The following is a 13760-nucleotide window of genomic DNA, read 5'->3' on the forward strand; positions in this document are numbered from 1 at the left end:
ATAATATATATATATATGTCAGTCTGTCCGCCGCGGCGGATATCGAAGACGGTCTTCGATATCCCAATAGCTGTCGGGGCCGACTGACATAACAATAATAATAAAATAAAATCATGAAAATTCTTATAACAGGTGGAGCAGGTTTTGTGGGCAGACATTTTACAGAACATTGGCTCAAACAAGGTGCTGACGTGGATTGTGTAGATTTGGTTGCCCCCTTAACTGGTGGTATTGACCCAGCAGATGGATGGCCCTTATATGAACCCCGTGATTTTGATAATTTTCATTTTCACAAAGAAGATTGCAGAAAATTTTTCAAACATCACAAACATACACAATACGATTATGCATTCCATTTAGCTGCGATGGTGGGTGGACGAATGATGATAGAAAACAACCCACTTGCTGTTGCTGATGACCTTTCTATTGATAGTGAATACTGGCAATGGGCCAAGGAAGCAAATCCTGGAAAAACTATATGTTTTAGTTCGAGTGCTGCATACCCAATTAAATTACAAAGACACAATCATTATATATTATTGAAGGAGGATATGATATCTTTTGATGGTGATATAGGCATGCCCGATATGAGCTATGGGTGGGCAAAATTGACGAATGAATATTTGGCATTATTGGCTTACGAACGTCATGGTTTAAAATCAGTATCGTATCGTCCGTTTAGTGGTTATGGCGAGGACCAAGATATGACCTACCCTTTTCCCAGTATATGTAAACGTACTTTGGAAAATAAAGGTGAGGAGCATCTTTCTGTTTGGGGCAGCGGCAAGCAGATGCGTGACTTTATACATATATCAGATTGTGTTCGTGGAGTAATAACCACCATGGATCAAATTGATGACGGTACCGCACTGAACCTAAGCACAGGAATATTTACCAGCTTTATAGAGTTTGCAAAAATGTCGGCAGGAATTGTGGGATATAATCCTGAAGTAACAGGTACTAGCGACAAGCCCGAAGGCGTATTTGCCCGCGGCGGTGATACTGAAAAACAAAAGGCCCACGGTTTCGAATATGAAATTCCATTTGAAGAAGGCATCAAACGTTGCTTGTCTTATCTCGAACGGAAGATGCAATAAAATGTATTATATATAATATCCCGAAAAATGAATATACATATAAACAAAGGGGTTCTTTTTTTATATAGTGCATTCATCATTGAATTACTCATTTTCTTTTCTCTTAGGCAACGATTGGGCTATATTGTAGCACCTGTCCTCTTCACAGTTACCGGGCTTGCCATCGCACTACTTCCCTTCTTCACAAAGTTGGATTTTGCAAGCAGTACCCACAAAATTATCTCCGTAAAAAAAGAATATATATATAGCTTTTTTGCTCTCCTATTTTTACTTTTTGGATTTTGGGCACAACATATTTTTGTTACCAATCCCATTGATATAAAAAAATCCGATATCATTCCTTTTATTGACACATTATATGTCGACCGATTTTTAAATGGTGACTATGTATATGCTCTTGCTCCAGGGCTGGGCTACGGCAACTGGACTCCCAACTATTTGCCCATGCATTGGTTACCCTTTGTAGTGAGCAAATTAATGGGCATAGACCCCAGATGGATTCCATTGACTTTTTATTTCATCGCTTCATTTATATATATCAAGTTCCTACTTCAGAAAAATGATGGCCTAAAAAATTTATATATAAAACTTGCACTACCGATAGTTTTTCTATTTTTAATTTTCTGGAAACAGTCAAACGAAATTGCCCATACCGTGGAGTTATTAATTGCATCATACTATTTTATATTGGCTGTATTTCTTTCAAACAATCATATTCTTGGTCGTAGCATAGGGCTCATGTTTACCTTGCTTTCACGTTATGCAGTAGTTTTTTATTTGCCTGCAGCTTTGGTATTGGAATGGTTGAATGATAAAAAAAGATTATTCAAGGAATTGGGTTGGGTATTACTATTTGTGAGTATATTTTATATAATACCTTTTTTATTAAAAGATACTAATATATTTATTGAAGGTAGCAAAGCTTATGATATAGCGGCAGTGGGCGAATGGAAAGGGCAAGCTTGGCAAGCCCCTACCGACAAGCCTTTTCAATTATTTCAAGGATTAGGTTTTGCATCCTGGGGTTATAATAATTTCCCTGGTGACTTGATGGAAAAAATTGCTCAATATAAAAATATATTACTTTTAGTTTCCATTATTGCTTCCTTATTACTTATTGTATTTGTATATAAAAAGCATAACAAATACCCACAACAACTATTACACCTTGCTGCACTAAAAGTTATATTAACTACTGTTTTTGCTTTTGTGCTAGTACCATACTCCTACTTGTTTTGGAGCAGTTTGGTGGTTTCGTTTTGTATTTTATCAAATTATAATTTGTTTAGGGGAACGAAATAATTATACCAATATAATGCCAATTCTAAAAATCATATTCCCATTTCAATTCCAGTAGTCCATTGGATTGATAATCGCAGCACGTATCCTACATTTTTATTTTACCAGAATTGTACTATCGGATGATTCTCGTCATTTGTGCTGCTTTATTATACTCCCATTTTTTTTACCTGGCGTAAAACCTGAAAAAGCAACTAATCCCAATTCTTAACCTAAAATAGTTCTCCGCCAGTGGCGGATTAGTTTTTAGAATGGTAATACCGAACTACAATATGTTTAGTCCCCCTTTTTTTGGACTATTATATATTGAGTTTCGGTATAATCCAACTTTTGCCAGGCTATTTTCTCACTTTCTACTTTAATATTATATGGTCGTCTCTCCCAAAAGTGAAAATCTCGATCAGCTTGTGTAGATATATATTCCTTCAGCTTTTCAGGATAGTTTTCTTTGATGAATTTTTTAAATTCATGTGCTGTAAATCTAATAAAGCCATTCGTAACCGTATCATACTTATTTGGTTCTAGTACTGTTATGAGAAGATGTATGTGATTGGGCATAATAACGAAACCATGTATAGCTGCTTGTTTACTATAGCTTAAATATCCCAAACTATTTATTATAATATCTTTTGCTTTATCATCACGTAGCAAGTTCTGCCAATTCAAAATAGTTGAGGTGAAAAAATACATGAAGCAAATATATGAAACTTTTCAATCACGTTTGTGGTTGGTGGGCCCGCCGCAGCGGGAACCACGGACATTGCCTTCATGTATGTTATTTTTTATTACTATACAACAAAGCCCATGATTTCTCACAGGCTTCATTTATAATTATAATAAAATAGTTTTTCTTTATATTGTCTGGCTGAGTTTATCGAAGCCTAACTACACCCCAAACTGTTTCCACAGTTCAAGCATTTGTAACAAGTACCACTGCGTACTGTTATATGTCCGCAAGTATTACATGCGGGTGCATCACTTTGCATGGTTTTCAAATATTCGTCGCTGCTTGTTTGGCGTTTGGCTCTAACAGGTGCAACCTTTACTGCAGGCTTTGCAAGTACTGGATTTTCAGCAATTATAGTTGCAGTATTACTCAATACAAAACCTATTGCTGGTGGGCGTGCATCTTCTTCGTTTGCATCATACTCTGGATCATCGATTCCTACACCAAATATTTCGTTTTGTTTTTCTACCACATCTTCAATAGTGGGCGATTGTACTTGAACCAAATCGGTACGGCCTAAGTATTCGAAACCTAGCATACGGAATATATAATCTGTAATACTGGTTGCCGATTTTATATTGTCATGTCCTTCTACAAATCCACTGGGTTCGAAACGTGTGAACGTGAATTTATTTACATACTCTTCTAAAGGTACTCCATGTTGCAAACCTATAGAAACTGCTATAGCAAAACAGTTCATGATACTGCGGAAGGTCGCTCCCTCTTTATGCATATCAATAAATATTTCACCCAGTGTTCCATCATTATATTCTCCTGTGCGAACAAATACAACTTGTCCTCCTACTTTCGATTTTTGTGTGAAACCATTACGTTTATTGGGCAAACGTTTTTTGTCTATCATACGTGCAAGTTGTCCAGCAAACTCACGAGTTTCAGTAGTATTCAAAACATTTTGTACCGCTTTCAATACATCATCCCAAGGCATATTGTCTATATTAATATCACCTTTGCCAGCCAGTGCAGTTTCTATCACTTCTTCATCCACCACATCCGATTTATTGCTCAATGGTTGACTCAATTTACAACCATCACGATATAATGCATTTGCTTTCAAACCCAATTTCCAGCTTTCGAGGTAACAAGCTTTTATTTCATCAACAGTAGCTTCGTTTGGTAAGTTTATAGTTTTGCTAATTGCACCACTAATGAAAGGTTGTGCTGCAGCCATCGATCTGATATGTGCATGTGCATGTATATAACGAACACCTTTGCTTCCGCAACGATTCGCACAATCGAATACAGGATAATTTTCTTCTCTTAATATAGGTGCACCTTCTATGGTTCCGGTACCACATATTATATCATTGGTTTGCTCAATCTCTGTGCGGGTAAAGCCCAAGCTGCGAAGCATATTAAATTTGGGGTCATTATATTGTTCAGGTACGTAACCTAAACGTTGCATAGTTTCTTCGCCGAAAGTCCATTGGTTAAATACAAATCCTATTTCGAAAGCAGCACCCAAACCAGCTTCAACCAAAGCTAATTCTTCACGATTGAAACCACGGGCCAATAAACTTTCTTCATTGATGGGTGTATTACCTTTTAATGAAGCAGTACCTATTGCATAAGTAACAATCGTTTTTATTTCACTTTCAGCATAACCCAAATTACGCAAAGCATCGGGTACACTTTGGTTGATGATTTTGAAATAACCACCACCCGATAATTTTTTAAATTTCACCAACGCAAAATCTGGCTCAATACCAGTAGTATCACAATCCATTACCAAACCTATAGTTCCTGTTGGAGCTATCACCGTTGTTTGAGCATTTCGGTATCCATATTTTTCACCATTCTGCACCGCTTGGTCCCATGCATTGCATGCAGCAGATAATAAATATTCAGGGCAAAATTTAGGATCGATACCTACTGGTTGTGTATTAATTCCTACATAATTTTCTTTGGGAGAATTGTACGCTGCATAACGGTGATTACGCATTACACGCAACATATTTTCTTTGTTATCACTATACTTATCGAAAGCACCTAAGTGTTTCGCCATCTCAGCAGAAGTATCATAAGACACACCAGTCATAATAGCGGTGATAGCACCTATAATAGCAGTAGCTTTTGGACTATCATAAGGAATGCCGCTTACCATTAACATGGTTCCCATATTGGCATAACCCAAACCAAGTGTACGATAATCATAACTTAATTGAGCCACTTCTTTACTAGGAAACTGAGCCATTGCTACAGAAATTTCCAATACCGTTGTCCAAAGACGGGTAGCATATTCAAATCCTTTTACATCGAACTCTAAAGTTTTTGTATTAAAGAATTTCATTAAGTTGAACGAAGCCAAATTACAAGCGGTATTGTCCAAAAACATATACTCACTGCATGGGTTCGATGCATTAATTTGGCCACCTGCGGGGCAGGTATGCCAATCGTTAATTGTTGTATTAAATTGTACTCCAGGGTCGGCACAAGCCCAAGCTGCGTAACCAATTTTGTCCCACATTTTTTGTGCATCAATTTCTTTCATCACGCGGCCATCTGTGCGGGCTCTCAATCCCCAGTTGCCACCTTCTTCTAAGCATTTAAAAAATTCATCAGGTATACGAACTGAGTTATTACTGTTCTGCCCTGCAACGGTTGCATAAGCTTCGCCTTCGTAACCACTATCATATCCTGCAGCTATTAATGCAGCTACTTTTTTTTCTTCGTTTACTTTCCAATCTATAAAGGTTTCAATTTCGGGATGGTCCAAATCTAAGCAAACCATTTTGGCTGCACGGCGAGTAGTTCCACCACTTTTAATTGCACCTGCGGCACGGTCACCTATTTTTAGGAAACTCATCAATCCCGATGAAGTTCCGCCACCCGAAAGGGTTTCACCACCACCACGAATTTTTGAGAAGTTAGTTCCTACACCACTACCATATTTAAATATACGAGCCTCACGAACCCAAAGGTCCATAATACCACCTTCGTTTACCAAGTCATCATCCACACTTAATATAAAACATGCATGCGGTTGTGGACGCTCATAAGCCGAGGTTGATTGTTTCAATTGGCGATCTTCTGGATCAACATAATAATGCCCCTGAGGTTTTCCTGTAATACCATAACTGCTATGCAAACCCGTGTTAAACCATTGTGGACTATTAGGTGCACATTGTTGACTAGTGATAGAGAATACCAGCTCTTCATAGAAAACTTGTGCATCGCTTGCGGTTGCAAAATATCCATAACGTTCGCCCCAAGTACGCCAACAGTAAGCCATACGATGTGCTACTTGTTTTATACTTGTTTCAGCACCCATGCTTCCATCGGCTTGTGGTACGCCCGCTTTGCGGAAATACTTTTGAGCCAATATATCTGTAGCCACCTGACTCCATTCTTTCGGCACTTCCACATTATCCATCTTAAATACGTAATCACCCGCTGGATTTTTAATCACAGACTGGCGAAGGTCGTATTGAAACATGTCGACAACAGGTGTGTTATCGTTGGTAAAATGCCGTTTAAACGGAAGGCCTTTAGATTTTTGCATGGTGGTATATAATTTTTTGGTTAGACTTTCGAAGGGGTATATATAGATGTGTTAATTTCTTTCGTGAGAATATTTCTATCACATCGGGAGGTCAAATGTAGCTTCGTATCCTCGGCTATATCAAATACCATTTTCCACACCTATACTTTTTCCACAGGCAAATCCTTATAATAGCAAAGGCTCTAGCTATGTGGATAACGATTTATTGACATTGGGAAGCCCTGTATTATCAATGCTTTTGTGGACAAGTGGTTATAAAAACAATTTGCCTTGTGTCTCTTTTTGGGTACAGGTTATTGCGACATGGTTTTTCCACGGAGAATTAGGAAATTGCTTCCCTTTTTTTCATTACCACATCATCAATTATATATAATTAAACGTATGCTTATATAATAGTTGGATGGTGAATATTTGCAAACTCTCCAGATATAAACTATTATCTAAATCTCCTCAAATACTTCACATAACCTTCCTTATAATATATACTTGAAATTGAAACCCTGAACAGCCTGCCATGAGCATAGTCGAATGGGAGTCGAAGGGTGCTACTTTATAATATATACTATATACTATATTATAATACTTTGGGCGTGCCGCCGAAGCGGCGTCGGGCTATACGCTGCAAGTCCTCGCTCGTCCGATAGCTATCGGACCCTCACTGCGGCCTGCCAGCGGCAGGTCCACTACTATCCCTCACGCGGCTTAAGCGTCATAAACAAGCTCAGATATTTCTAAGCCTACTATTTTTTATTATTGCATTTCTATAATAGCTAAATAGGAGCACGAATATTATACAAAACAAATTGCGGATGTTTAAAATAAAAAAGTTTGATTTTTTAACTTTTTGCTTCTTTATTTGAAGTATGAAAAGTGCTTTTGCTTTCTCCTTACTTATTATTTTGGTAACAACTGCCCATAGTCAAAAGGTTTCTGTAGGTGTTTTTTAAGGAATCCCACACTTCCAAACCATATATACACAGAGGTACTCAAGTAAATAATGATCGTGAGTTTAACGAAAATCCACAAAGATTTATATCGGCAAGGCCCGGCTATGGTAGCGGAGCATCATTTATATATTCAATAAATAATTACTTAAAACTAAATGTTGGTGTCTGTTATTCAACCTATTCAACTCGTGTTACATATTTAGGTATATCTCCTCCTCCTGTAAGCAAAATATTTCTCACAGTTATTAATACGGTTAAGTACTCATATATATCTTTACCTATTAGATTTATAGGACTACTTCCAATTAATAAAATTTTTTCTTTTACAGGAAGCCTTAATTGGAGTTATTGTAGAATGGTTAAATCTTATTACGACTTATATAACTATGATTATTCTCTACCACCGCCTAATAGAGATTATGGTGATTGGACAAAGAATGAACCCAAGTATAATAAATTACTTGGATTTGGCCTAGGAGGTTTGGTTAAATTGAACTCTAAATTTAAACTATCTTTCACCTACCATAAAAGTTATTTTAAGGGCTATAATTATTGGTTACAGTCTACTCCTTTAAAAAGTAGTGGGGCAAGCATTGGGCTAGAGTATGGATTTACACGCAAGCAGAAGAAATAGAAATCTGTAAGTATCCGCCCTCGCAAGTTTAAGCGGAGCGTCCGCCGCGGCGGATGTGAGTTCAATAGGGTGGCCCCGATAGCTATCGAGGATCCGACTGACGAAGCGAAAGTTCCAATTCCATTTCAATCAATCAGCACACTTTCCAAATACAATCTATCGGGGTCAATATCAATATCATTATCCCAAGAGGCAGTAGCAGCAGAAATTTTGGCTTTTTGGAATAATTCAAAATCTATAAGTTGAGCGTAAACTGGGGAGTATATACCGAAACTCAATATATAATAGTCCAAAAGAAAGGGACTAATCCCGAATGCTTTCGGGATGTAGTTCGGCATTACCATTCTACAAACCAAATCCACCACAGGCGGAGAACTATTATAGGTTAAGAATTGGTATTAGATAGGGTTTAAAATCGAACATTTTCATTTCACCATTTTCAAATGAAACCTCCAAAAAATGGTTTTGCTTGGGAATAACTTGTATAGCTTTCTGTGTTATAATTTGGTATATAAACATCTTTTGCCTTAGCCGCATCTTTTACTACTTTATCACTGTTTTTTTTAACATATCAGATTTTTTTAGGCGGATTGGATTCAATAAATCTTCTTGAGTCATTGGCGATTGTTGACCCCACAGCATTCGCCCGATCCTTGCTGACTCCATTAATTTCGATGGCATTGTGACTTTCTTGTTTTCCATCTTGATTCTTATTTTGTTCTACAAAGGTAGTACTTTTTATTTCCTTCTTAAGCCAAGCATTGGCGTCAGCAACAATCGTAAATCCGCAATCGTAAATCGTAAATCCCTTCAAATTTGCCCCATAAAAATTCAACCCTTACCTTTGCCCCCCAAATTCTATTTGCTAGAAATTGAATCAAGACTAAAATTATAAATAAATTATATCGTATAACATGGAACAAAATCTAATTTACTTAGTGCCCGCATTGGGAATCATTGGCCTTATTGTAATGGCCATCAAAAGTGCTTGGGTAAGCAAGCAAGACGCCGGTGATAAAAACATGCAAGAGCTTGCAGGCTATATAGCCGACGGTGCTATGGCATTCTTAAAAGCCGAATGGAAAGTACTCAGTATTTTCGTTGTTTTTGCTGCAGCATTACTTGCCTATTCAGGAACCATTCACGAAATTAATGGCAAAGAAATTCACTCAAGTTGGATTATTTCTATAGCCTTTGTTATAGGTGCTGTATTCTCGGCCACTGCAGGTTATATAGGAATGCGAGTAGCTACCAAAGCTAACGTTCGCACCACACAAGCAGCTCGTACCAGCTTGAAACAAGCATTGAAAGTTTCATTTACAGGAGGAACTGTAATGGGCTTAGGCGTTGCTGGTTTGGCTATCTTAGGCTTGGGCGGTTTGTTCATTGCTTTCTTAGGAATTTTTAATGATGGTGTAAATGCAGAATATGTAAAAACAGCCATTGAAGTACTTACAGGTTTTTCGCTAGGTGCTGAAAGTATCGCATTGTTTGCCCGTGTGGGTGGCGGCATATATACCAAGGCTGCCGATGTAGGAGCAGATTTAGTAGGTAAAGTAGAAGCTGGAATTCCAGAAGATGATGTACGTAACCCTGCTACCATTGCCGATAATGTAGGCGATAACGTAGGTGACGTTGCAGGTATGGGTGCCGATTTATTCGGTTCTTATGTAGCAACGATATTAGCAACCATGGTACTCGGCCAAGAAATTAAAGTAAGCGATAATTTTGGTGGAATGTCACCAATTCTTTTACCAATGGTTATATGTGGATTGGGAATTTTATTCTCAATAGTAGGAACTTGGTTTGTTACCATTAAAGATGATAAGTCGAACGTGCAAAGTGCATTGAATATGGGTAACTGGGCTTCTATGTTATTAACCGTTGTTGCCTCTTATTTTATAGTAATGTGGATGTTGCCCGATACCTTGAGTTTACGTGGTTATGAGTTTTCAAAACTAAATGTATTTTGGGCTATTGTGGTAGGAACTGTGGTGGGTGCAATCATGAGTATTGTTACCGAATATTATACAGCTATGGGCAAAAAACCTGTGTTGTCTATTATCCGTCAATCAGCTACTGGGCATGCTACTAATATCATAGGTGGTTTATCAGTAGGTATGAAATCAACCGTTATCCCAATTTTAACTTTGGCTGCGGGTATTATGGCTTCTTATTATTTTGCAGGATTATATGGTGTAGCTATTGCCGCAGCAGGTATGATGGCAACCACTGCAATGCAATTAGCTATCGATGCCTTTGGTCCTATTGCAGATAATGCAGGTGGTATTGCAGAGATGAGTCAATTACCTCCAGAAGTTCGTGAGCGTACTGATAATTTAGATGCGGTTGGAAACACTACAGCAGCCACAGGAAAAGGATTTGCAATTGCTTCTGCTGCTCTTACATCATTGGCATTATTTGCAGCCTTTGTGGGTATTGCTGGTATCAATGAAATTAATATATATAAAGCAAATGTATTGGCAGGTTTATTTGTAGGTGGTATGATACCATTTATATTCTCTGCATTATGTATACAAGCAGTAGGAAAAGCAGCGATGGATATGGTGGAAGAAGTCCGTCGCCAGTTCCGCGAAATTCCTGGAATTATGGAATACAAAGCAAAACCTGAATATGAAAAATGTGTTGCAATTTCTACCAAAGCAAGTATCCGCGAAATGATGATGCCGGGTGCTATTGCTTTAATAACTCCAGTGCTAGTTGGATTCACATTTGGCCCAGAAGTATTGGGTGGATTATTGGCTGGTGTTACTGTAAGTGGTGTATTGATGGGAATATTCCAAAGCAATGCTGGTGGTGCTTGGGACAATGCAAAAAAATCTTTTGAAAAAGGTGTGATGATTAACGGAGAAATGTTCTACAAAAAATCTGAACCACATAAAGCATCTGTAACTGGTGATACTGTGGGCGATCCATTCAAAGACACTTCTGGTCCATCCATGAATATATTAATTAAATTAATGTCGATTGTATCTTTAGTAATTGCTCCATATATCGCTGTTAATGGCGGTGGTTCTGAAAAAGATATGGTGTGCAAAGACAAAATGGAACAATGTCATGGCGGAAAAGGCCAGTGCGAAGACAAAAAAGATTGTTGCAAAAGTGATTCAGCTTGCGAAGACAAAGACGCTTGTTGCGGTGAAAAAGAAGAACAATGCAGCAAAGAATGCATGGATAAAAATGGTGCAAACTGCCCCCACATGAAAGGTGGCAAACCACATTGCGAAGGTGGAGTTTGTGCTTGCCCAGAAGGTACTACATGCCCAACCAAAGACTGCAAAGAAGCTTGCTGCAAAGGCAAAGACAAATGTGATGCACACGAACACGAAAAGAAAATTATTACGAAATAAATAATATATAAACGTCATTGCGAGTCCCGCACCGTCATTCTGAGCATCCCAAAAGCATTCGGGACTGCTAAGAATCTATTCAAATCGGAGACACGACAACGAGATTGCCACGCTGAAGCAGCTCGTAATGACGTAAAAAATATACCATGAGCGAAGAAAAAATAAAATTAGAAGACGTAGTTTCTATAGGCGGTGTGCAAGGACTACACAAAATAGTAGGCCGCAGTAAAAACGGTATCATCGTTGAGTCGCTGGACGAAAGACGCAAACGCATGCCTGTAGCTTTAAGCAACAAGGTTTCTATATTGAGCGAGATTGCGATGTTTGCCTTGAGCGAAGATGTGCGATTGGGCGATATCATGCTCCGCATTAAAAACCAAGAATTGGAACCACCTGCTCCTAAAGCCAGTATTAAAGATTTACACCATTTTATGGAAATGGCTTTGCCCGATTTTGATAAATCAAGAGTGTATGATTCGCATATTCAAAAATTGGCAAACTGGTATCGCATACTCGAACCTGTTTTAGATTTTGAAAACCTAGCTGAAGCTTCCGAAAAAGCTGAAAGCGAAGAGCAGGAAGAAGCTGCTGGGGAGTAAGCCATATAATTATGGTTGGTTGTCCCGCAAGCATTCGGGACAACCATGGGCAAAGTTTGAAACACAAATTTTAAATCTTAGAATACTGCCATTTTTATTTACAGCAGCCCGCTGCGGCGGGGTGGCAAAATAACAGCTACCAAAAAATATAAATGATGAGCAGTTCTTTATATTAAGAATATTTTGGATGAGAAGAAAGCTGTTGTTTTGACCACGGTTTTTGCAAGGGTCTTACCCGAAGCAAAAAATCACCTTTGTAAATAAAAACACTTTTGCTTCCTTTTTGTGTAAAAAGGAAGCCCCGATAGTTATCGGAGTTCGCGGCGAGCGAGGCGACAATAAAAGTAGTTGGTTAACATCTTGTATTAGATAATAAAAATTATAATACTTCCATGAAAAACTCCCACCAAATAGGCGACACAACCACCCTCCAATTTACCGTTACCGACCATGACACCGCCACTTTCGATACAGGCGAAGTACACCCTGTTTACGCCACCTTTGCCCTGGGCCGCGATGCCGAATGGACCACCCGACAGTTTGTTCTTAATATGAAAGAAGCCGACGAGGAAGGCATCGGAACTTTTTTAAATATTAAACATCATAGTCCTGCTTTACTTAATTCAGTAGTAACTATTACAGGTATTATAACTGCAATAAATGGCCACGAAATTATATGTAGTTTCGAAGCAAAAGTACACGACCGCATTATTGCAACAGGCGAAACTGGACAGAAGATTTTGAAGAAGGAGAGATTGGAGAAGTTGTTTGCGGGGTTGTAGTTTTCCAAACAGAGTTGTCAAATCTTATTTATTAATCTCGATACAAGCTATATCTTTATAGTTATCGTTCTAGATAAATTCCTCAATTAAAGAAAATCTATATATCAATAATTCAGCGATTTTTTCTGTGCTCATATTGCCCATCCTAAGCCATATTATTTTAGGTGGGTGACCATAATAGTTTGATAGTTCATAAAAGTCGCCATCAAAAGTCACTATAATATATCGATGCTTTTTAGCGTATTCCCATATCTCTTTATCTTTCAAATTGTATAACCCTAACATCCTCACTTGTTTTGCAATAGGGTATTGGCTTTCTATCTGCGATAAAACTCTAAACGAAATATTCTGGTCAAACAGCAGCTTCATTATGCCACCCTTATTTTGTGTTCCCTATCGGCAACATATACTAAACATGCTTGTATTGCATCTTCGTTTAATTCGGGATAGTCTTTTATAATTTCTGTATTATTCATACCAGATGCTAACCAACTAAGCACATCATACACAGATATGCGGTTCCTAAAATACAAGGTCGCCCAAATCTAATATCGGAATCAATACTAATAATTTCTCTGTAATTTACCATTTCTAAACACTATTATTGTATTACAAAAATACAAAAAAATTGAATATGCTTTGCTTTTTTCTTGTTTGCTAAATGAGCCAAGGTGTTTCTAAGCCATCCATAAGCTTAACAAAGCATTCAACCCCAGCGGCTGAAATTCTTAATAAAATCATTCCAATACCAACACTTCTTCTTTTACATAACGTAAACGAATAA

At 38.0% G+C, this 13760-nt stretch carries 11 protein-coding genes and 1 pseudogene; 6 read left to right on the plus strand and 6 right to left on the minus strand.

Features of this window, described 5'->3' with window-relative positions; all coding sequences use genetic code 11:
• The first annotated feature begins 113 nt into the window (after positions 1–113).
• The gene (locus SGJ10_05645) at positions 114–1097 is read left to right on the plus strand and encodes an NAD-dependent epimerase/dehydratase family protein (GenBank protein MDZ4757607.1); all 984 of its coding nucleotides are present in this window, start codon (positions 114–116) and stop codon (positions 1095–1097) included.
• Between the two features lie 27 nt (positions 1098–1124).
• A complete protein-coding gene (locus tag SGJ10_05650) occupies positions 1125–2399 on the plus strand; it encodes a hypothetical protein (protein MDZ4757608.1) in 1275 nt (424 codons plus the stop codon).
• A 273-nt stretch (positions 2400–2672) separates the two neighbouring features.
• Here SGJ10_05650 and SGJ10_05655 read toward each other — a convergent pair whose 3' ends face one another.
• Both SGJ10_05655 and SGJ10_05660 read right to left on the minus strand, forming a co-directional pair.
• Entirely contained in the window at positions 2673–3086 is a 414-nt protein-coding gene (locus tag SGJ10_05655) for a transposase (protein MDZ4757609.1), read from the minus strand.
• A 191-nt stretch (positions 3087–3277) separates the two neighbouring features.
• Positions 3278–6643, minus strand: a complete 3366-nt coding sequence (locus tag SGJ10_05660) for an adenosylcobalamin-dependent ribonucleoside-diphosphate reductase (protein MDZ4757610.1) — start codon at positions 6641–6643, stop codon at positions 3278–3280.
• A gap of 1302 nt (positions 6644–7945) precedes the next feature.
• Between SGJ10_05660 and SGJ10_05665 the strand changes: the two genes are divergently transcribed.
• Positions 7946–8224, plus strand: a complete 279-nt coding sequence (locus tag SGJ10_05665) for a hypothetical protein (protein ID MDZ4757611.1) — start codon at positions 7946–7948, stop codon at positions 8222–8224.
• 125 nt (positions 8225–8349) lie between these two features.
• Here SGJ10_05665 and SGJ10_05670 read toward each other — a convergent pair whose 3' ends face one another.
• Positions 8350–8562 carry a DUF2442 domain-containing protein gene (locus SGJ10_05670; GenBank protein ID MDZ4757612.1) on the minus strand — a complete coding sequence of 71 codons (213 nt, stop codon included), beginning with the start codon at positions 8560–8562 and terminating at the stop codon, positions 8350–8352.
• A 233-nt stretch (positions 8563–8795) separates the two neighbouring features.
• The gene (locus tag SGJ10_05675; GenBank protein ID MDZ4757613.1) at positions 8796–9038 is read right to left on the minus strand and encodes a hypothetical protein; all 243 of its coding nucleotides are present in this window, start codon (positions 9036–9038) and stop codon (positions 8796–8798) included.
• Between the two features lie 100 nt (positions 9039–9138).
• Here SGJ10_05675 and SGJ10_05680 point away from each other — a divergent pair, with 100 nt between their 5' ends.
• The 3 genes from SGJ10_05680 (at position 9139) to SGJ10_05690 (ending at position 12976) form a co-directional block, all read left to right on the plus strand.
• Positions 9139–11595 carry a sodium-translocating pyrophosphatase gene (locus SGJ10_05680; GenBank protein MDZ4757614.1) on the plus strand — a complete coding sequence of 819 codons (2457 nt, stop codon included), beginning with the start codon at positions 9139–9141 and terminating at the stop codon, positions 11593–11595.
• A gap of 146 nt (positions 11596–11741) precedes the next feature.
• The gene (locus SGJ10_05685; GenBank protein ID MDZ4757615.1) at positions 11742–12194 is read left to right on the plus strand and encodes a DUF5606 domain-containing protein; all 453 of its coding nucleotides are present in this window, start codon (positions 11742–11744) and stop codon (positions 12192–12194) included.
• Between the two features lie 392 nt (positions 12195–12586).
• Positions 12587–12976, plus strand: coding sequence for a hypothetical protein (locus SGJ10_05690; protein MDZ4757616.1), 390 nt, complete (start codon positions 12587–12589; stop codon positions 12974–12976).
• A gap of 69 nt (positions 12977–13045) precedes the next feature.
• Here the strand turns inward: SGJ10_05690 and SGJ10_05695 are convergent, their stop codons facing one another.
• Positions 13046–13345, minus strand: a complete 300-nt coding sequence (locus tag SGJ10_05695; GenBank protein MDZ4757617.1) for a DUF5615 family PIN-like protein — start codon at positions 13343–13345, stop codon at positions 13046–13048.
• Positions 13345–13565 (minus strand): annotated as a pseudogene (locus SGJ10_05700) (DUF433 domain-containing protein). The gene SGJ10_05695 and the pseudogene SGJ10_05700 overlap by 1 nt, the downstream one beginning before the upstream one ends.
• Positions 13566–13760: the final 195 nt, after the last annotated feature.

It is taken from the genome of Bacteroidota bacterium, from assembly GCA_034439655.1.
Taxonomy (GTDB): Bacteria; Bacteroidota; Bacteroidia; order UKL13-3; family UKL13-3; genus CANJUD01.

Excerpts from the sequence above, each read along its gene's own strand:
- SGJ10_05660 (MDZ4757610.1), bottom strand. The coding sequence starts at position 6,643 with ATGCAAAAATCTAAAGGCCTTCCGTTTAAACGGCATTTTACCAACGAT.
- SGJ10_05695 (MDZ4757617.1), bottom strand. The coding sequence starts at position 13,345 with ATGAAGCTGCTGTTTGACCAGAATATTTCGTTTAGAGTTTTATCGCAG.
- SGJ10_05650 (MDZ4757608.1), top strand. The coding sequence starts at position 1,125 with ATGAATATACATATAAACAAAGGGGTTCTTTTTTTATATAGTGCATTC.
- SGJ10_05680 (MDZ4757614.1), top strand. The coding sequence starts at position 9,139 with ATGGAACAAAATCTAATTTACTTAGTGCCCGCATTGGGAATCATTGGC.
- SGJ10_05670 (MDZ4757612.1), bottom strand. The coding sequence starts at position 8,562 with ATGCCGAACTACATCCCGAAAGCATTCGGGATTAGTCCCTTTCTTTTG.
- SGJ10_05685 (MDZ4757615.1), top strand. The coding sequence starts at position 11,742 with ATGAGCGAAGAAAAAATAAAATTAGAAGACGTAGTTTCTATAGGCGGT.
- SGJ10_05645 (MDZ4757607.1), top strand. The coding sequence starts at position 114 with ATGAAAATTCTTATAACAGGTGGAGCAGGTTTTGTGGGCAGACATTTT.
- SGJ10_05690 (MDZ4757616.1), top strand. The coding sequence starts at position 12,587 with ATGAAAAACTCCCACCAAATAGGCGACACAACCACCCTCCAATTTACC.
- SGJ10_05655 (MDZ4757609.1), bottom strand. The coding sequence starts at position 3,086 with ATGTATTTTTTCACCTCAACTATTTTGAATTGGCAGAACTTGCTACGT.
- SGJ10_05665 (MDZ4757611.1), top strand. The coding sequence starts at position 7,946 with ATGGTTAAATCTTATTACGACTTATATAACTATGATTATTCTCTACCA.